This is a genomic window from Mammaliicoccus sp. Q-M61 (assembly GCF_022386055.1).
Lineage (GTDB): Bacteria > Bacillota > Bacilli > Staphylococcales > Staphylococcaceae > Mammaliicoccus > Mammaliicoccus sciuri_A.
Genome location: NZ_JAJNJL010000002.1, coordinates 361,045 through 382,723 on the forward strand (window position 1 = coordinate 361,045; position 21,679 = coordinate 382,723).

At 33.7% G+C, this 21,679-nt stretch carries 15 protein-coding genes and 1 other RNA gene; 11 read left to right on the top strand and 5 right to left on the bottom strand.

The features are described from left to right. The first annotated feature begins 66 nt into the window (after positions 1-66). From LQ677_RS05250 to LQ677_RS05260, 3 genes are read left to right on the top strand one after another with little or no spacing between them, the layout of a single operon-like run. Positions 67-759: a DnaD domain-containing protein gene (locus LQ677_RS05250; protein ID WP_239748144.1), complete on the top strand. Its 693-nt coding sequence runs from the start codon at positions 67-69 to the stop codon at positions 757-759. Then, positions 749-1,417 carry an endonuclease III gene (nth, locus tag LQ677_RS05255; RefSeq protein WP_204188605.1) on the top strand — a complete coding sequence of 223 codons (669 nt, stop codon included), beginning with the start codon at positions 749-751 and terminating at the stop codon, positions 1,415-1,417. The genes LQ677_RS05250 and nth overlap by 11 nt, the downstream gene beginning before the upstream one ends. Next, entirely contained in the window at positions 1,414-1,761 is a 348-nt protein-coding gene (locus LQ677_RS05260; protein ID WP_107591060.1) for a YpoC family protein, read from the top strand. The genes nth and LQ677_RS05260 overlap by 4 nt, the downstream gene beginning before the upstream one ends. Before the next feature lie 60 nt (positions 1,762-1,821). Here the strand turns inward: LQ677_RS05260 and LQ677_RS05265 are convergent, their stop codons facing one another. Continuing rightward, positions 1,822-4,152, bottom strand: coding sequence for a transglycosylase domain-containing protein (locus LQ677_RS05265; RefSeq protein WP_126477464.1), 2,331 nt, complete (start codon positions 4,150-4,152; stop codon positions 1,822-1,824). Next, positions 4,149-4,775 (bottom strand): Holliday junction resolvase RecU, encoded by a 627-nt coding sequence (recU, locus tag LQ677_RS05270; protein WP_037588134.1) that lies wholly within the window; start codon positions 4,773-4,775, stop codon positions 4,149-4,151. The genes LQ677_RS05265 and recU overlap by 4 nt, the downstream gene beginning before the upstream one ends. Positions 4,776-4,898: 123 nt before the next feature. On the opposite strand from recU, the gene LQ677_RS05275 reads away from it, so the two are divergent. From LQ677_RS05275 to LQ677_RS05295, 5 genes are all read left to right on the top strand, one after another. Beyond that, positions 4,899-5,273, top strand: a complete 375-nt coding sequence (locus LQ677_RS05275; protein ID WP_308193303.1) for a DUF1798 family protein — start codon at positions 4,899-4,901, stop codon at positions 5,271-5,273. Then, positions 5,267-5,830 carry an SLOG family protein gene (locus tag LQ677_RS05280; protein WP_185805826.1) on the top strand — a complete coding sequence of 188 codons (564 nt, stop codon included), beginning with the start codon at positions 5,267-5,269 and terminating at the stop codon, positions 5,828-5,830. The genes LQ677_RS05275 and LQ677_RS05280 overlap by 7 nt, the downstream gene beginning before the upstream one ends. 13 nt (positions 5,831-5,843) lie before the next feature. After that, on the top strand, positions 5,844-6,158 hold the full coding sequence (gene gpsB, locus LQ677_RS05285) for a cell division regulator GpsB (RefSeq protein ID WP_037588130.1): 315 nt from the start codon (positions 5,844-5,846) through the stop codon (positions 6,156-6,158). A 47-nt stretch (positions 6,159-6,205) separates the two neighbouring features. Beyond that, an RNA gene (rnpB, locus tag LQ677_RS05290) (RNase P RNA component class B) lies at positions 6,206-6,575 on the top strand. Positions 6,576-6,659: 84 nt separating this feature from the next. Beyond that, positions 6,660-7,784 carry a THUMP domain-containing class I SAM-dependent RNA methyltransferase gene (locus LQ677_RS05295; RefSeq protein ID WP_191835577.1) on the top strand — a complete coding sequence of 375 codons (1,125 nt, stop codon included), beginning with the start codon at positions 6,660-6,662 and terminating at the stop codon, positions 7,782-7,784. 465 nt (positions 7,785-8,249) lie between these two features. Here the strand turns inward: LQ677_RS05295 and LQ677_RS05300 are convergent, their stop codons facing one another. Then, a complete protein-coding gene (locus LQ677_RS05300) occupies positions 8,250-9,902 on the bottom strand; it encodes a b(o/a)3-type cytochrome-c oxidase subunit 1 (RefSeq protein ID WP_037588128.1) in 1,653 nt (550 codons plus the stop codon). Further along, on the bottom strand, positions 9,899-10,378 hold the full coding sequence (locus tag LQ677_RS05305; protein WP_025905838.1) for a cytochrome c oxidase subunit II: 480 nt from the start codon (positions 10,376-10,378) through the stop codon (positions 9,899-9,901). Before LQ677_RS05305 ends, LQ677_RS05300 begins: the two co-directional genes overlap by 4 nt. Positions 10,379-10,663: 285 nt before the next feature. Between LQ677_RS05305 and LQ677_RS05310 the strand changes: the two genes are divergently transcribed. Both LQ677_RS05310 and LQ677_RS05315 read left to right on the top strand, forming a co-directional pair. Beyond that, positions 10,664-14,092 (top strand): dynamin family protein, encoded by a 3,429-nt coding sequence (locus LQ677_RS05310; protein ID WP_239748145.1) that lies wholly within the window; start codon positions 10,664-10,666, stop codon positions 14,090-14,092. 11 nt (positions 14,093-14,103) lie between these two features. Continuing rightward, positions 14,104-14,988, top strand: coding sequence for a 5'-3' exonuclease (locus LQ677_RS05315; protein WP_103361645.1), 885 nt, complete (start codon positions 14,104-14,106; stop codon positions 14,986-14,988). Between the two features lie 42 nt (positions 14,989-15,030). On the opposite strand, the gene LQ677_RS05320 is transcribed toward LQ677_RS05315, so the two are convergent. Beyond that, positions 15,031-15,429: a ribonuclease HI family protein gene (locus LQ677_RS05320; protein WP_239748146.1), complete on the bottom strand. Its 399-nt coding sequence runs from the start codon at positions 15,427-15,429 to the stop codon at positions 15,031-15,033. A 450-nt stretch (positions 15,430-15,879) separates the two neighbouring features. Between LQ677_RS05320 and LQ677_RS05325 the strand changes: the two genes are divergently transcribed. Then, positions 15,880-21,679: YPDG domain-containing protein (locus LQ677_RS05325; protein WP_239748147.1), on the top strand; the 5,800-nt coding region annotated here is incomplete at its 3' end.

The window sequence follows — 21,679 nt, forward strand, 5'->3', positions numbered from 1 at the left end:
TATGCGAGTCTGGGAGCTGAATAGTGATCCCAGACTCTATATTTTTATAATGAAGTAGGTGAAAAAATGTATACAAGTGATATGTTAAAAGAAAAGCCAGTCGTTGTTCAAAGAGCTTTGTTTGATCATTATGCCAATTTAGGATTAAATGAAAAACAATTCGTTATCCTTATTAAATTGCTAGATCAAGAGAATGATCGAAACTTACAGCCTCCATTAGAAGATATCCAACGTGGCACGACATTATCTATACAAGAAGTAAGTCATATCATCAATCAACTATCTCAATTAAAAATTATAGACATTAAAATTGAAAAAGATGACCAACATAAATATAATGAATTCATATCATTTGATCCTATGTATGAACAACTCGCATTAATTAAAAACGAAACAATGCAACAAGGTACAGTAGAAGATCAAAACTTAAAATTCAAGAAATTATTCCAAGAATTCGAATCCGCTTTCGGTCGACCATTAACACCATTAGAAGTGCAAACATTAAACCACTGGATTGATACTGATAAACATTCAAACGAACTCATAATGAGCGCACTTAACGAAGCGCATAGTTTAGATAAACTCAGCATCAAATATATCGACCGCATTTTATTAAACTGGAAGAAGAAGAACATCACGACTGTTGAATCTTCCAAAGAAGAAAGCGAAAAGTTTAATCAAACTAAAAAAGTAAAACAAAATGTTAATTTAATCCCGACTTTTGATTGGGTAAATGGGGAGAATCCTTATGATAAGTAAAAAGAAAGCATTAGAAATGATGGATGTTATTGATGAAATGTTTCCAGATGCTGAATGTGAACTCGTTCATGACAATCCATTTGAACTCACAATCGCAGTATTACTTTCTGCACAGTGTACAGATGTACTCGTCAACAAAGTGACAAAATCGCTTTTTGAAAAGTATAAAACACCTGAAGATTATTTAAATGTAAGTTTAGAAGAACTACAAAATGACATTCGCTCAATCGGTTTATACCGCAATAAAGCTAAAAATATACAAAAACTTTGTCAGTCATTGTTAGATAATTTTAATGGTGTCATACCAAGTACACATCAAGAATTAGAATCATTAGCTGGTGTAGGGCGTAAAACAGCGAATGTTGTGATGAGTGTAGCATTCGGGGAACCATCATTAGCAGTAGACACACATGTAGAACGCGTATCTAAACGTCTTGCTATATGTAGAATTAAAGACAATGTGCGCCAAGTTGAAGATCGTTTATGTAGCATCATTCCAAGAGAAAGATGGACAAAAAGTCACCATCAGCTTATATTCTTTGGGCGCTATCACTGTGTAGCACGTAAACCGAAATGCGAAGTATGTCCATTATTTGCAGATTGTAGAGAAGGGCAAAAACGATTAAAAGCTGGGTTAGTAAAGGTTGAAGGCGCATGATACAAAAAAATGATTTCATAGAACTTGAACAACAAATAGAGCCACTTGTTAAAAATAAAAAGCTTAAAACAAATGAAGCACACCAATTGTTAGATCAATATTATCATTTGATCATCGCTTATATAGAACAAATCAATCAAATAGAAACATTTGATATAGCGCATATCGAAGAATATCCAGTTATACCAATGAATTTTGAAGAACGATACCACTATATAAACGAGAGAATATATCACTTTATGGGATATAGACAAATGGTAACACTGAAAGAAGAATTAATTAGAATGAATGCGAGATATCAGATTCAACTTAAAAGAGCCGCACAACGTGAAAGTGGAGAATAAAAAATATTATAATCAAAAAAGCATCACATCCTTTGCGGGATGTGATGCTTTTTCTATATCTTAGTCATCTTTCTCTTCTTTGGCAGCTTGTTTTGCTGCATCTGAGGTTGAACTACTATTGTCAGAGTCTGAATCTGATTCTTCTGTTGTTGGTGTTTCTGTCGTTTGTTCTTCAGTTGTTACGTTTTGATTTGTAGATGACTGTTGTTGTGTATTGTTTTGTTGCGTTCTAGATGTATTTGAATTTGTCTGTGGTTCGTTTGTTGTTACATTATTATTATTGTTTGAGAAGTTATAATTATTTTGCTGATTACGACTATTACCAGAGCTAGGTGCTGAGCTTGATGTTGTATTATTGTCTTCGTTACCTGCAACACTTAAGCTTTTACCGCTTCCTGTTACTGAATCAGGTCTTTCGAAGTCTGCACCGTCATAATTAGAGATTTCTGACATAACTTCATTGAATAATATTTGTGGTTTAATTTGTTCATCATGTCCTAAGAATGAGTTCTCACCGTATTCTTTAACTTTGTTGAAGCCCATCCATACTGACATAGTGTATTGTGGTGTATAACCTGTAATCCAAACGTCTTTCGCTGCATTTTCAGGTAATTGATATTCACTATATACTTCATCACCATAAGTACCAGTACCCGTTTTAGCTGCTACGTTCACACCGTTAATGCCATATCCATAAGCTGAACCGTATGCTTGGAATGTTCCTTTCAGCATTTCAGTTAACATGTATGCTGTGTAGTCTTCCATTGCTTTATGGCTTTCGCTTGAGAATTTGATTGTTTCATCATCTTGAGTGACAACTTTTCTAATTGATTTTGCTTCGTTATATGTTCCGCCATTACCCATAGTCGCAAATGCTGATGCTAATTGAGTAGGGGAGAATTCTGATTGTGAACCACCAAGTACTTCTGAAGGTCCAATTTCTTCTTTATAATTTAAGTTCACTTTAGAAGCAAAGTCTTTAACTGCTTTTTCACCAGCGTTTTGGTTTGTTTCTTGCCAAGATTTCAATGCTGGAATGTTGTATGATCTTGCTAATGCATCAGCCATTGTAACTGAGCCGTGACCTTGACCATCATAGTTCTTGAAGATACTACCATTGATATTATATTGACTTTCATCTTGGAACTTATGGTTTGTCGCATATTGCATATTCTCAATTGCTGGACCATAAGCTAATATCGGTTTAAGTGATGAACCTGTAGGATGAACGTCTGTTGCTTGGTTTCTATCAACTACATCTTTGTAATCTTTACCACCACTGATACCGACTAATTTACCAGTCTTCGTATCTACTATAGATGAACCAGTAATTTGGTCTTTATTCTTGTAGAATGTACCATTATCAACTGACTCTTGTAATGTTTTTTGAACATCTTTATCCATGTTTGTGTAGATTTTAAGACCACTCGTCATGATATCATTCAATGATTGACCTTTGAACGCTTTGTTCTGAGTAATTTCTTGTTTAACGTAGTTAATATAAGAAGCGTACTCATTGTCTGGTGTATCAGTCATTGCGTCGTTTCTTTCTTCAACTGTACGTTTAACTAAGTTCTTATCGATAGGTGTATCTTGTGCTTCTTTCATTTCTTTCTTAGTGATTCTACCGTGTCTTTCCATTAAATAAAGAACTGTGTCTTTACGTTTTTCAGCCGCTTCAGGATTATCATAAATATTATATTGGTTTGGCACTTGTGGTAAACCTGCTAAGTAAGCTGTTTCAGCTAAGTTTAAATCTTTTAATTTCTTATTGAAGTAATATTTAGCTGCTGTTTGAGAACCGTAAATACCATCTGAGTAATAGATTTTGTTTAAGTACATTTCAAAGATTTCATCTTTAGAATATTCTTGTTCTAATCTATATGAAAGGTAAGCTTCTTGAGCTTTTCTTTCGATGGATTTCTTATCTGTTAAGAATGAACGTTTTACAACTTGTTGTGTTAATGTAGATGCACCTTGTGAACCAAAGCCACCTGTAAAGTTCTTCATAACTGCTCCAGATAAACGTTTGTAGTCTAATGCACCATGATCGTAGAAGCGATTATCTTCAGTTGCAAGTACAGCATCTTTCATCTGATCTGGAACATCGTCAAATTTAACATGTTCTCTCTTCTGTCCCATATAGAGGGTCGTGACAAGTTTATTATTTTTGTCATAAATTTTAGTTGGTAATTGGTCTTTAAGCGCACTTTCATTGAAAGCAGGAGCTTTCCAAGCATAATATGCAAATACGAGAACACCTATGATTACCATTGCTAAGAATGCTAGCACGAGAATACCGAACACCTTAATTATCGTCCTTTTGATATTCCTCTTCTTCTTAGGTTGTTCTTTACCATTTTTACTATTAGAAGCTTTTGATTGACTCATTTGAGCGCCTCACTTTCTGTTTTTATCAATTGATCAACTATTGTTATGTAGTTAATTCTTGGTTTAAATTGGATTGGTATTAAGTAACCATCAGTTTCAATCTCTTTAAGCGTGATGGACTTCTTGCCTCCAGATTTATATCTGTCCCAATATACCATAAACTTCCTAAAAGGCAATAAAAATACGCTATCATGATAGCTAAATTTTATCAACAAAAAACATATACCTTTTTGGTTTAATACTTGTTCCATATGTGATACTTGGTGATCGTGGATATTATTTAAAGGGAAACTTGTTTTATTTTTCGTTTCCTTAGCTTCAAAATCAATATAGTATCCATTATAAACACCGTTATAATCTGTTGTTGAAGGTTTTCTAAAATAAGCTTCTTTAATGACAGCTTTTTGTCTTTTAGGGTAGTCAACATCAACGATTTGAATAGGTGTCGGTTTCTTATGAATAACTGCTATATTTTCTAATCTGAAGTATTCATTGGATTTATCAATTTCCTCCTCTAATCTCATACCCCGTTTACCATATTGTATTCTACTATATTTAGGATCATCTTGGATTGAGACTTTAGAAGTATTTTTTGTTACTTTTTTTCCGTTTGGATAATTCAAATTCATCACCTAGCTTCATATCATAAAACTCTAAATATTATACCTTATTTCATTATAAGTTACAAAAGTTTTTTATGATACATAAATATTCTAGAACTTTTCTAGTTATGTTATCATTTTATCGTGAGCACATTTAAAATACAAACTTCATTAATAGTAGGTGTAGCGATGATACAAGAACTTTTAAATAAATTAAATAACATGTTAGATATATTTCAACACGCGAAAGACGATCATGAATACGACTTTTATAAAGATGTCGTACCATTTGTAGAACAAGTCGATGTTCTGCTAGACAAACTTGCTGTTCATCAAGATGCCGTATTGAAATTACAATATATGAATGAACAGAAATTCCAACTCTTAATTAGTAACTATAAAGAGTTGTCTGTAGAATGCCATTATAAACGTACAAGTAAGAAACTCTTCTTTGAAAAGCATAAAGCCGTACAACATGATTTAAATTATATTTATACCCATATAGGTGATTTATCATGACGTCTGTATATTTTACGGGATACAAACCGTTTGAACTGAATATTTTTAAAAATGATCAACCAGAAGTGAAAGTCATCAAAGCATATCTTAAAGAAATCATTGAGCAAGAAATAGAAGAAGGTATGGAGTGGGTCATTATTTCAGGACAATTAGGATTTGAACTTTGGGCAGCAGAAGTAACAATTGAAATGAAAAATAAATTCCCTCAATTGAAACTTGCGATATTGACACCATTTTTAAATCACTATAATAAATGGAACGAAACAAACCAGCAAGCTTATCAAAATATTGTTGCACAAGCAGACTATGTTAATGCGATTCATCAAAGTGAGTATCAAGGTGGGTTCCAATTTCAACAAGCCAATGAATTTATACTCGATAATACCGATAAGACGATATTATTTTATGATGATGAACAAGAAGCATCACCTAAATACTTCAAAAGTAAGTTAGTTGATTTTGCTGAAAAGACAAACTATACTTATAATGTTATTACATTCATGGATTTACAAGACTTTATGGAATTTAATTATAATAATGACAACGAATCATATTAAATGAGGTGTAAAAATGGCTGATGTAGCATTAAAGCTATCTGCAAAAGATATTTATGAAAAAGAATTCGAAAGAGGTTTAAGAGGTTTCAAAACTGAAGAAGTAGATGCTTTTTTAGATGACATTATTTCAGACTATCAAAAAATGGCTGATTTAAATAATGAAGTCATCAAATTGACAGAAGAAAATTCTAAACTTAAAAAAGAAATCGAACAGTTAAGAATCCGTGTCGCGTCAGGCAGACCACAAGGCTCTCAACAATACAATTCTAATAATGTAGATATCTTGAAACGAATTTCTAATCTTGAAAAAGCAGTATTTGGCGAATAAATGATAGTTATTTAACGCTGTTTATGCTATAATTCTTTGTTGAGTGGTATTTCGGATAATCGCTACGTTAAGTAGAGGAAAGTCCATGCTCACACATTCTGAGATGAATGTAGTGTTCGTGCTTGGCGAAACAATAAGCCAGGGCAAATAATTGACGGCAATGAAATAACCTAAGTTAGTAATAATATGGTTAAAGTAGTTTGAAAGTGCCACAGTGACGTAGCTTTTACAGAAATGTAAAAGGTGGAACGCGGTAAACCCCTCGAGTGAGCAATCCAAAATTGGTAGGAGCACTTCTTTGACGGAAATGAACGGAATAAGAAGGTATGTAATCATACAGACAGATGATTATCACTGGCGTACGAGTGTAACTAGTACACGTTAGCAGTACTAAAGGACAAAACATGGCTTACAGATTTATCACTTACTAGTGTCGCTCTCCCAAGTAGGAGAGCTTTTTATTTGTAAATAATGATAATTTAAATATAAAGGAGTATATGCATGTATCAATTACTCGCTACTAGTCCAATGGGATTAGAATCAATTGTTGCTAAAGAAGTTCAAGAATTAGGATATGAAACAAAAGTAGAAAACGGTCGCGTACTTTTCGAAGGTGATGAAACAGCAATCGTTAAATCAAATTTATGGTTAAGAACTGCTGACAGAGTCAAAATCGTAGTAGGACGATTCCATGCAACAACTTTTGATGAATTATTCGAAAAGACGAAATCATTACCATGGGAAGATGTAATTGGCGCTCAAGGTATGTTCCCAGTTCAAGGTAAAAGTGTTAAATCTAAATTATTCAGCGTATCCGACTGTCAAGCAATCGTTAAAAAAGCGATAGTTGAGAGATTGAAACATGCGTATCAAATTAAAGGTTGGATCGATGAAACAGGTAGTAAATACCAAGTTGAAGTATCCTTACTGAAAGACGAAGCTTTATTAACAATCGACACTTCAGGTTCAGGACTTCATAAAAGAGGTTACCGTTTAGCACAAGGTGACGCACCTATGAAAGAAACATTAGCTGCAGCACTTGTTAGATTAACAAATTGGAGCGGTGAAACACCATTTATAGATCCATTCTGTGGTTCAGGTACACTTGCAATAGAAGCAGCACTCATCGCTCAAAATATTGCACCAGGATTTAACCGTGAGTTTGCGAGTGAAGATTGGGATATCATACCAGAAGGGTTGTATGACCAATTAAGACAAGAAGCAGATGAAGCGGCATTATATGATAAAGAAATTAATATCATAGCAAGCGATATCGATCCTAAAATGGTTGAAATTGCGAAAGACAATGCAACAGAAGTTGGGTTAGGGGACATTATTCAATTTAAAGTCCAAGATGTTCATAACCTAGAAGTACCAGAAGGACCCGTTTCAATAATCGGGAACCCACCATATGGCGAACGTATCGGTGAACGAAGTGAAGTAGAAGCAATGTACAAACACTTAGGTGAAATCATGAAACAAAATGACCAAGCATCATTATATATGCTTACAAGCTATAAAGAATTTGAACCATTAGTAGGTAAAAAAGCCACAAAAAGAAGAAAACTCTTTAATGGCTATATTGAATGTACGTACTATCAATATTGGGGCAAACGAAATAAATAGTATAGTAGGAAAGAGGAAACCACCTGCAGAGCAGGTGGTTTTTTTGTTTGGAGAATAGTGGGGATGTATGGTTTGGACTAGATTTAATATCTCTTGGCTTAAGTTGGGCGTTAAGCCATGACTTGGGTTATCTCTTGGCTTTATTCAGACATTAAGCCACGACTTAGACGATCTCTTGGCTTTATTAGGACATTAAGCCATGACTTGGCTCATCTCTTGGCTTTATTCAGACATTAAGCCACGACTTGGCTCATCTCTTGGCTTAAGTAGGTCGTTAAGCCATGACTTGTACTATTTCTCGACTATTCACCATAGTTATCCAACATATTAGACTAGAGATATTCATTACAAGCACCACCCAACCCCCACAAAAAAACTGGCAACGCATCTTCTAAAGATTTGTTGCCAGTCTTCCTATTATTCATCATTGTATGAAGGTTCTAAGTTAAATATATTAATTTAGTATTACCAAAGTTTGCCTTCTCCTAATCCTTTGGCTCCTGGTGCTGGATCTGTGAACATTTGTCCGATAGGGACAGTATATGCGATTAAGATAAGCAATACTGTCACGATGATTAAGAATCTCCAGTTCTCAACAAATTTAATAACTGGTTGTTCTTCGTCCAATGCTTCTGATACTGGATATTCTTCTTCGCCTTTAGGTGATAAGAAGGCTAAGTGTATAAACACCATTACGACTAATATTATAGAAATAAATAAAATTGTTCCCCCAACTGCTTGTAGTACTTGATATGGTATCCATTCAGCAGCTTGTTTAGCACCGCCATATTCTGAATATGTTGATCTTCTTGGTGCACCTTTTACTAATCCAACATAGTGCATCGCGCCACTCATAATTGTCATACCGATTGCCCAAGTATAACCTTGCATAAGTGCTAATTTATTTGTGAATTTAGTTAGTTTTCTACCTGTACAATGAGGTATTAACCAGTACATAATTCCGAAGAATGTCATGATGACCGCTGAAGCGATTGTTAAATGGAAGTGTCCAGTTACCCAAATTGTATTGTGAATTAATCCGTTCATTTGTGCAGATGCGTTTACTAAACCACCTGCACCACCTGGGATAAAGGCTAACATACCTAAGAATGGTAATACGAATCTTGCGTCATTCCATGGTAAAGATTTGAACCATGTGAATAATCCTTTATAGCCTTTAGAACGACCGTAATTTTCAAATGTTGCAAACAAACTAAATGCTGTCATCAATGAAGGAATGACAACCATAAATGTTAATACAACTTGTAAGTATTTCCATGTATCATCAATACCTGGTTCAACTAATTGGTGATGTATCCCAACAGGAATACTGAAGAATAAGAATAGCATAAATGACATTCTTGCTAAATTGTCTGAGAATGCTTTTGCACCAATAATTTTCGGGATAATTGCATACCAACACATATAAGCTGGTAATAACCAAAAATAAACAAGTGCATGACCAAAATACCAAAATAATGTTCTACTTAATGTTACGTCTACTCTTTCAACTAAGCCTAATGACCAAGGAATTAACTGAAGGAGTACTGTTGCAGCAACACCTAATGAACATACAATCCACATTACCCCATTAATAGCTACCATATAGCTTAGTAGGGGAGATTTCTTACCTGGATTTTTCTTCTTAAACTCTATATATTTTAAAATTTGTCCAACTGTAGAAATCCAGCTACCTACAACAACAAGCGCCATACCAATATAGAAAATAGCATGTGCTTTTAATGGTGCATAAAAAGTATATAAAACAGTGGCTTTGTTTAATAGAACCATTGTTGCTGCCATGAGCGTACCAATAATCATTACCCAAAATCCAACCCAACCGAACTTTCTTTGTACAGACGTTAAATGTCCAGATGTCTTAGCTACTGCAGAAAATTGGAAACCTAAGATAAAGAAAGTTGTCAGTACTAACGCTAATACGATACCGTGCACTGTTAAGATTTGATAATAAGAAATTTGTTTAGGTAATTGTAAATATCCTGATCTTACTAATGTTTGTAACAAACCTGCTAATCCACCAAGGACTAAACAACCAATAGCTACATACATATGCGCCATTACAAGTCTGCTATCATTCTTATTTAATCGTGTTATCATTTTTTATCCACAACCTTTATCATCGACTTCATATCTGCATGTCCGATACCACAATATTCATTACAGATGATTAAATATTCGCGTTTCTCATTGAATGTCTTGTAATATTCACTAATATGTCCAGGTTCTAACATCATGTTGACGTTTGTGCCTGGTAAACTAAATCCATGCAAAGTATCTTTACTTGTCGCAATGATTTTTACTTTTGAACCTTTAGGAATTTCGACTTTACCTGGTTGATAATTGAAAGCTGAAGCAAGAATAACTAATTCATAGTCGTAATCTTTGCCGCTAACTTTGTGTAAACCTGGTTTGTTGAAAGGTTCGATTTGATCGACTTTATCAGGATTAACATAGTCTCTACCAGAAGCGGCTGGCGTATGTCCATTATGCAAACCTGTAATCATCAAAATTGTTAAGAAAATGACTAATGAGCTAATGCCGACTTTTAGCCATAACTTTTCGTATTTATGCACAGATTTCACCCCTTAAATTCTTACTAAAAATAAAATAAAACAAATTACCCATAATACTGCAAAGATGCCTCCCAATGTGAAGACTGAATACAGTGTGCCTCTTAAATCCAGATCATCATGAGAGTGGTCATCAGTCTTCTTGTTTAGGTCATTATTTTGGACTGTCATTTTATTCATCCTTTCTTATATTCTCTTCATTATTTATAATAGAATAGAGATTAAAAAATTAATGTGATGTAAATCACACTATTTAAATTATTTGTGTAAAAATAAAGGGGAATTAAAATGGATCGTAATCAAGCATCATTAGATTTACTTTATAAATTAAAAAAAGAAATCGAAAAGTCATCTAACCAACCATTAATTAAACAAATCAATGAAATGATTAAAAAAATATATAACGAACAATATACAGTGAGTTTTGTCGGACATTTTTCAGCAGGGAAATCTACATTAATTAACAATGTTATCGGACAAAATATATTACCAAGTTCTCCTGTTCCAACGACAAGCAACACAGCACAACTGATTTCTTCAGACAAAAACAGCATTTCCGTTAATTTAAACAACAATCAATATACAGTCGTAGATAATCAAGAAGATGTTAAAAGGCTTAATACTGAAGATAGAGAAGTGGAATCTATCGAAATTGAATTTACTTCAGATAAATTTAATAAAGGCTTTACTTTCCAAGATACGCCTGGTGTCGATTCAATGAGTGACAACCATAGAGAAAGTGCTTTTCAATATTTGCTGACATCTAATTATGTATTTTATACAGTCGACTATAACCATGTGCAGTCGGATATGAATTTTAATTTTATTAAATCCTTAAACAAGTTGGATATTCCGGTTATATTGGTAGTTAACCAAGTCGACAAACATGACGAAGATGAAATCTCGTTTGATACATATAAAAATCGTGTCAAGAAAGCCGTTACAGATTGGAAACTGAATTTAGAGAAGATATTTTATGTATCTAAATATGATACGCCGAACAATGAGAAGCAGTCATTTAATCAATATATCCATCAGCTTGATCAAAAACGTACGGAACACCAAGTATTTATAGACCGTGTAACGAATTACATTAAACAAGAACAGCTGAAATATATTAATCAACATATGGAAACGATTCTTTCTGATATTGATTCTACTGAAGAAACATTCGATGATGATTATCAAGCTTATAAAGAAAAATTCAACGTCCAAAATGAACAATCATTAATTCAAGATAAAGATCAATTCACTTCAAATTTAAAAGAAAAGCGCAAAGAGATTTTAGATAACGCTTATTTGATGCCTTATGAAATGCGAGAAACGATTCGACATTATTTAAAAACAACTGCTAAAGACTATAAAGTGAAAGGGCTATTTAATAAAGATAAGAAGAAAGCGATGATTCAAGATGAAACGCTTGAACAAGTGAAAGAAGCTTTAGACATCAAAATTCATGATGAAATTACGAAAGTTTGGATTAAATCATTAGAGAACTTAAACAAATACATTCAAGATGCAGACTTATTCGAGAAAATCATCAACCAGCAATATACGATTAGTAAAGAAGAATTAAGTGGTCAAGTACAAGAGCAAACATCGATTACAAATGATTACGTGTTAATTTATTCTAAAGGCATTACAGAAATGATTAATCGAAAAATACGCAATGAAACAAATCAATTAATAGAGGAAATCGTTAATTCGAGTGAAGTGCATAACGAGTCTAATGAAGAAACAAATCAATTAAATGAATATGAAACATATGTTGAATTTAAAAATCTAAAAACATCACTTATCACAAACAATTATCAACATTATTATATTCATCTTGATGAATCTATCGATAAACTAATAGATAGACATTTTATTCATATAAATGACCTTGACCTAGAAGATAAGAAAGAAACGAAACAACAATTCAAAGAAGTTCAAACGGAACATCAAGAAAATAATCTGCAACAACTTAAAGAACAAATCAATCATTTAAAGAAACTACCTTTATTTGAAGGTGAAGTTCATAATATTGAAAGCCAAGTCGAAAGAATAGAGCATAACATCACAAAGATTGCTGTATTCGGAACATTTAGTGCAGGTAAGAGTAGTTTAATTAATGCTATCTTGCAAAAGCCCGTGCTACTAAGTTCACCGAATCCAACGACGGCAAGTATTACTGAAATTAGTTACGGTACTGAACAAGAAGTGACATTTAAGACTTATGAGCAATTATTAGAAGAGATTAACCATATAACAGAGTTCGCCAATAAACAGTACTCAACAATTGAATCGTTTATTGACGATAAAGATATTAAACAACATCCTTCATTATCTAGTAATCATTTAGCATTCTTTGAAGCAATTGAGACGAACTTTAATCATTACAAAGATATCTTAAAAGAAGGCAAATCTGTCACTTTCGATATAGAAGAATTAGAAAAGTTAACAGCAGATGATACACATGCTACATTTGTACACAAAATTAATTTGAGACTTGAAGAAGCATGGTTAAAAGACAAGATTATAATCGATTCACCAGGACTTAATTCAAATAACCAAAGACATACGAGAGAGACTGAACAAATTATTGCATCAAGTGACTTAATTATTTATGTAAGTTATTATAATCACGCCTTTACTGATAAAGACGGTGAGTTCTTAACTTACATGCGTGATATGAATAATTTACAACAATCACAAGGTTTGAAATTTGTTATTAACGCCATTGATTTAGCAGAATCTGAAGAAGATAAACAAGCTGTTATATCTTATGTAGAATCATCATTAGATGCATTGAACATTAAGCCAGAGTGTTATCCAGTTTCAAGTAAACAAGCACTAAAATCACATGATGACGAGTTCAAACGACTTATGGACGCGTTAGATCACTTTGTTAAAGTTGAAAGTAAGCAAGTTCTAAAGTCGCAAGTAGAATCTAGAATTAAACAACTGACGAATGAATTAGAACAAATGGTGCATACGTATAGACAAGATAAAGCACAACTTGAAAAGAGAAAATCAACTTTACTTAGTTATAAAGATAAACAAAACTTCACAAATCAACTTGTGATTAAATCACATCATCAACTGGAAAAAGAAATTCACGATCAACTGTATTACTTGAAAGACAGATTGAATATACAACTTAATGATATCGTCAAAAAACATTTCAATACATCAACGGTAACGGATCAATTTAAACAATCTCTTCAAATGAGTACGAAATATTATGTAGATGATTTAAATCAGAAATTAAGTCTAGAAAGCTCGCTTATCGTAGAAAGGTTAAAGAATTTTTATGCGAGAACATTTGATGATTTATTAACACCAACAATTGTTGAATTAAATGATGCTTCTATTTTAATCTCTAAGTTTAAACATGACTTTGAAAATGAAATCAATCCAGAACCGATTAGCATTCACGTTCAAGATATTGCGAAACAAACAATCAGTTCGGTGAGTAAGAAAGATTTAATTAAGACATCTAAAGTAAAAGAAACGCAAAATGCAATTTTAAATGATACAATGAAGCTTATCGACCATCCAATCGTGACGTTTAATGAAGCGTTAACTAAGAATTTTGCACATTATGATACAATAGGTGAGTCGTACATCGGACAGTATAATCAAGAGACGATTCAACTCATCGAAGATTACTTATCTGTAAATATCGATAATGATGTTATAGAAAAAATCGAAAACGTCTTAAAAGAGATATAAAGGAGCACAATATGAGTAACAAAATATTATTAATAGATGGTATGGCTTTATTATTTAGACATTTTTATGCTACAAGCATTCATAAACAATTTATGAGAGATTCTAAAGGGATTCCTACGAATGCTGTACAAGGATTTATTAGACATTCTTATACAGTGATCAATGATATTAAACCGACACATGTTGCCGTATGTTGGGATATGGGATCTAAGACTTTCAGAAATGATATGTTTGAAGCATATAAATCAAATAGAGTTGCACCACCTGAAGAAATGATTCCACAATTTGACCGAGCGAAAGAAATCGCTGAGAAATTAGGACTACTCAATTTAGGTATAACAAATTATGAAGCGGATGATGTTATAGGAACAATTAGTAAACGCGCTCAAGAAAAAGGGCATGAAACATATGTCGTGAGTGGCGACCGTGACTTATTACAATGTATTAATACAGATGTGGATATATGGCTGACGAAAAAAGGATTCAATATTTACAATAAATATGATATTCATAAATTTAGAGAAGAATATGGTTTAGAGCCTCATCAATTAGTTGATGTTAAAGCATTTATGGGTGACACAGCTGATGGTTATCCAGGTGTTAAAGGTATCGGTGAGAAAACGGCAATTAAATTGATACAACAATATCAATCTGTTGAAAATGTTCTTGAAAACATTAATGAATTAACAGCAGGTCAACAAAAGAAAATCATCACATATCGAGATGACTTAGCTATGTCGAAACAACTTGCACAAATTCATACAGATGTACCATTAGAAACTGAAGATTTACTGAATCAAATGACATATCATCATGAAATCGAACAATCAATCGAAATCTGTAATGAACACGAATTATTCGTATCAAGTAAATATTTAACAACAAACTTCTTATAATTAAACGTAAAAAGCATATCACGCGCCGTCGTGATATGCTTTTTATTTATGTTTTAATTGTTTTCTTAAGGCAGTTTGTGCCAATTGATTCGCTTCTTTATTTTGAGCTCGTGGAATCCACTTTACAAATATTAAATCAAATTGTCGTTCTAATTCTTTAAATAGCTCAAAGTAGGGTTTGAACGTGGCATTTTTGACATAATCTTTATCAATACTATCTGCAATTAATTTCGAATCTGTATAAATCAACGCATTACCAACTTCTAATTCAATTGCTTGTTGAATAGAGAAGATTAACGCTTCCCATTCAGCGCGATGATTATCCATTTCACCTAGATAAGATGTGAAATGATGTCTCGCATCATCCGTAATAATGACGCATGCACAACAACTCTCTCCAGGATTGCCTTTAGAAGCGGCGTCAAAATATATTTGCGGCATTTCAATCAACTCTTTCATATTATTTACCTTCTCATCTAATTTACACGAACGATAAACAGACTTCAATAAATGGTTATAATACTTTTCATTCCGACTTAATAATTCTCCATCAAAATTGTACATAATATTGTAAGTTGTAAAAATTGTATATAAAAATTATAGAGTTTATTATAAATAGTATTTGAAAGTGACATTAAAAATGATATACTATTTCAGAACGAAATTTAATTTTGTTCATATCTTATGTGTGAATAATTATAACGAAAGGAGAGTTAATTACGCACGACCATTCACATATTAATAGTGTGCACTTCACTCATATATCTGAGATTCATTAATAGAATATATACTGAACACATTACTAATGAGATAGAGACAAAATAGTAACGGGGGAACTCAGCCATGAGTAAAGTTGCCTTTTATGAAATTTTATAGTAAAGGGGCTTGCTAATGGATAAGCAACGGAAATTACAGAAATTTAGTATCCGTAAGTACACAGTAGGAACGTGTTCGATACTAATCGGTACGCTTATATTCTTAGGCTTACCAACTCATGATGCATTTGCATCGGAAAATGTAATTCAAAAACATGCACAAGAAGAAAAAGCAGAAGGCAAATCAACAGATCCAGTTGATGAAGCATCTGCAATAGAAGAATCATCAAATGTAGAAGGAACTAAATCAATCGGTACAGCTGAAACACCAGCAGAACAACCAAAAGAAGAAGCAACTACCGAAGCACCTACAGTTGATGAAACAACACAAGATACAACAACTAACGAAGAAACAACAACAGAAGATAAATCAACTACAGAAACAGCATCAACAGAAGAAGCAACTCAAGTTGATACAGTAGCACCAGAAGCTGCTAAAGTTGAAACTGTAGAAAAAGCAGAACAACCAAAAGCTGAATCAATCGAAGTAGCTAAAGAAGAAACAAGTATTGAAGAAACAGCAGAAACTACAGTTCCAGCAAGTAATACCGAAGATGTAGTACAACCAGCAAGTGTTGAAGAAACACCTGCAGTAGATACACCAACAGTTGAAGCAACAGTTACAAATACAATTTCTGATGTAGATGCAAACAGCGTATCATCCAAATCACTTGAAGATATCGTTAACAACCAAAACAAAGACAAAGTTGAAGCAACAACATTAGAAGAACCTTCAAGACAAGCACCTAGAACAGGTGAAAATTACAGCAGCGTATTTAGAGCAGCAGTGTTACAAACGCGAAATGTTAGTAATTATAACCAATTATTAGCTGCACTCAATGATAGAAATGTAGGGAAAATTGTATTTAATAATGATATTACAATGCCTAACCCAACTAAAAATATTTTCGGCGTAAAAAATGATTCTCAAAAACTTAATCTAAATGCTGCTAGAGCAGTTACTATCGATTTAAATAAGCATTCATTTGATACTGCCAAGAATTATTTTGAAATGGATACGAATGGTAAAAACCAACCAGGTTGGAATATCACATTTAGTAATGGCCATATTAATACACAAGATAATCGACCAGGTAGTGGTAGAAGACCAAGAGGACTTATTCAATACGGTTCAAATAGTCATGACCAAATTATTAATTTTAGAGATATAACTCATACTGGCGTCACATTAGTAAACGATGAAAATCTAAAAGTTAATATTTCCGGTGAATTTACAAGTCATCAAACAGGGAAATTAGGTGCTAATGAAAATTTAACTATTGCAGCCAATGAAATAAGAATTAGTAACGGTAGTACTATTAACATGACTATGACAGGTGAAGGTAAAGTCTTCAAACTTTATACAACTCGTGAAGGCAACGAAAGAGATAAGCTGAAAGGTATACTTGCTTTTGGAGATAATACTAAAGTTAATATAGAAGCTTACGATCCTAAGTTCTATGACTACGGTAATAATTCACAAGATATCTTTTATGTTGAAGGCAAAGGTTCACGTATAACTTTTGGTGATAATAATAAAATCACTTTAAAAGGACAAGATATTTTTAATTTTGATTCCGAATACGCTATGGTTTCCTTTGGAGAAAATAACACTGTAAATGTTGATCAAAGAGGTAATGGTCAAATTATAAATATGCATGATAATTCGGATTTTGAATTAGGAAGAGGAACTCAATTTTTAGCTACTTCAAACGGTAAGATTAATCAAGGACGTCCAAGTCCTCGTGACAATACTTTAGTTAGATTCAAAGCAATTAGCCGCCTAATAATTAAAGAAGATGCTACTTTTAAATTAGATGCAATTAACCATTTAAGAAATGCAAATACTGGTAAGGTTCATAGTCATAATGCGCTTTTCGTAATGGAAGGATGGAGAGGCGCAGCATCTGAAATTATTCTTAAAAATAACGCTACTTTTGATTTACGTACTGATAATACTGATTTTGACCACTCTGAAGTATTAGTTTTACCAAATTTATCTTCTAATGATACAAGTTTAAAAATCGAAGGTACTGCAAAATACGTGAATATTCAACGTACTGCTACAACACGTCATCCAAATAAAAATACTGCAATGATTTATGGTGATGGTAAGGCTATTATTACATGGAAAGGTGACCACCGTGTAATGACATGGAATACTAACCACTTAAGTGATAAAAACAAAACTTATGAAAACTTAGTTAATGGCGATACTTCAAACCCTGATCATGTATGGAACAATATTAATAATTTTACAGCAAGATTATATAATCATGAACTTACTGTAGAATCACTAAGTGATCCTAAAAACCCAGATGCAAGTAGTAGAAATACACCTTTAAGTAATATCGATCGTAATACTTCAAATCATAAAAATATTTCAAGCATGAATGCTGGTGATATTACTAGATTTGTTTTAATTGGGCATGATGTAGAATTAACTTCAATTGAAGAGAGAAACACAGTATTTACAGCAATACAAGATGAATCTAAGCAAAAAGGCGAACATAATATTACTCAAGAAGGACGTGACGGACTTCGTACAAAATATACTACAAGATTAAAAAACAACGAGGGTAATGGTTATGTTACTTCTTCATATATCAGAGATAAAAATGGAAATCCTATTACACCTATTGAAAAACATGTAGATGTAAATACACTTGAAGTAACAGAAGAAGATATAGAATTCAAGACAATTTATGAAGCTGATACTATAAAATTGACTACTGAGCCAAATGAAACAATCCAAGAAGGTATAAATGGTAAAAAGAAAGTTTCTACTGTATATAAATTGAATGAGGAAACTGGTGAGTTAATTGAAACTGTTGAAACAGCTGAAGATGGTACTCAAACAAATCCTGTTGTAACTGAAGAAACTCTTTTAGAAAAGCAAGATAAAATTATTAAAGTAGGGGCTAAAGAGGTAACAACAGAAGATATTCCGCCTACAGTTGAATATGAAGATGATCCAAATTTACCTAGTGGCATTGAAGAAGTCGCTGATGAAGGTATTCCTGGTAAGAAAACTGTTACGACTATTTATAATATTGATCCTGAAACAGGTAATAGAACTACAGTGGCAAATACTAACGAAGAAATATCAAAAGAGCCAACTAGAAAAATTGTTAAGCGTGGTATTGGAACAAATGCTGACCTAAATACTCCTGGATACAGTGACATACCAAGAGAAACTAAACCTGGTAAGGCTGTTGATGTACCACAAAATGATAATACAGAGTTACCTGCTGGTACTAAATTCAGTATTCCTAGTGACCGCGTACCAGCTGGTTGGACGGCTACTATTAACCCAGATAATGGTAATGTAACAGCAACACCTCCAGCTGATGCAGCATCAGGTACTACTGCTGATATTCCAGTTGAAGTGACTTATCCTGATGGTACTAAAGATACTGCTACTGCTAAAGTTACAGTAGTTCCGAACGAAGCTCAGGGTAATAATCCAAACTACGGTAATGAGCCGGTTCCTACAAAACCTGGTGTAGCTAAAAATGTGCCTCAAACTGGTGATAATACTTTGCCTCCTGGTACAACTTATGAAATTCCTGAAGGTGCTAAAATTCCTGACGGTTGGACTGCTACAGTTGATCCTAATACTGGTGTTGTGACTGTTACACCTCCTGATAACGCAAGTAATGGAGATTCAGCTAATATTCCTGTAAAAGTTAAGTATCCAGATGGTTCTTCTGACGATACAACTGTTCCAATTAAAGTAGTTACAAATCAAGCTGAAGATCACACTCCAGGATACGAAGATCAAACTACTATTCCTGGTAAAACTCTTGAGGTATCACAATCTGGAGATAAAAAGTTACCATCTGGTACTAAGTTTGAAATTCCTGAAGATAGTGTTCCTGATGGTTGGATTGCTACAGTTGATCCTATTACTGGTGTAGCGACTGTTACCCCTCCTGCTAATTCTAATGGAGATGAATCAGAAAGAATTACTGTTTTAGTTAAATATCCAGATGGTACTTCTGAAGAAACTGAATTTATAGTTGAATTATCAATACCTAACAGTACAGCTTACCAGCCAACTTATGAAAAAGAACCAATTCCAGTCAAACGCGGTACAGCTACTGAGGTTTCTCTAAAAGATAATGATGCGCCAAAAGGTAGTGTATTTGAAATAGATGAAAAGAGTGTACCTAATGGTTGGACTGCTATAATTAATCCTGAAACAGGTGCTATAACTGTTACATCTCCAACAAATATACCAGGTGGAACCGTACAAGATTTTGGAGTTTTAGTTAAGTATCCAGATAGTACTTCTGAATTAATACCTGTGAAGGTGATAGTAGACAACAGCAATAGCAGCTCTGATGATAACGGAGGTTCTGATGCGAACCCTGATTCGAACAATGGTTCTGACTCTGCTGCAGACAGCAACTTAGACTCTAACTCTAATAGTAGTTCTGATATGAACTCTGGTTCTAACACAGATAGCAGTTCTGACAGTCAATCTGACAAAGATTCTAACTCTGCTAATGACAGTAGATCTGACAGTCAATCTGACAAAGATTCTAACTCTGCTAATGACAGCAGTTCGGACTCTAATGATAAGACTGGACCTGATGCAAATCCTGATTCAAATAATGATTCTAGTTCTGCTACAGATAGCAACTCAGATAGTAACACTAACAGCGGTTCTGATATGAACTCTGATTCAAACAACAACTCAGGTTCTAATACAGACAGCAACTCTGATTCTGACACTAACGATGGCTCTGACTCTAACACTAATGGTGGTTCTGATTCTAGCTCAACTTCAGATGGCAACAGTACTTCTGGATCAAACTCTAATTCAAACAGTGGTTCTGACACTAGCTCTGATGCTAACAACAACTCAGGTTCTGATGTAAACGGTGGTTCTGATTCTAGCTCAACTTCAGATGACAACAGTACTTCTGGCTCAGACTCTAATTCAAACAGTGGTTCTAATACAGACAGTAGTTCTGACAGTCAATCTGATAAAGACTCTAACTCTACTACTGACAGCAGCTCTGACTCTAACTCAAATAGTGGATCTGATTCTGCTACTAATAGTTCTTCTGATTCTGACGATAATAATTCAGGTTCTAACACAGACAGCAGCTCTGATAGTCAATCTGACAAAGATTCTAACTCTGCTAATGACAGCAACTCAGACTCTAATGCAAACAGTGGTTCGGACATGAACCCTGATTCTAATAACGATTCTGGTTCTAACACTGATAGTAGCTCTGACTCTAACTCAAATAGCGGATCTGATTCTGCTACTGATAATTCTTCTGATTCTGACGATAATAATTCAGGTTCTAAAACAGATAGCAGCTCTGACAGTAACTCAACTTCAGGTGAGAATAGTACATCTGACTCAGACTCTAATTCAGTCTCTGATTCAAACAGTACTTCTGATAGTGACAGTAATTCAGGCTCAACTTCAGATAGCAACACTGACAGCAGTTCTGACTCTAACAGTACTTCAAATTCTAGCTCTGATTCTGATTCAGACAAAGATACTGATGGAGATGGTACACCTGATAAAGATGACAAAGACATCGATGGTGATGGTGTAAGTAACGAAGATGAAAAAGTCATCGGTACTGATCCAAACAACCCTGATACTGATGGTAATGGTGTAAGTGATGGTGACGAAGACCACGATAGCGATGGTATTCCGAATAAAGATGAATCTGATCCATCTTCAGATCAACCAACTGACAAAGATGGTGATGGTAAACCTGATATTGAAACTCCGAAGGATACTGATGGCGATGGCATCACAGATAAAGATGACAATGACATCGATG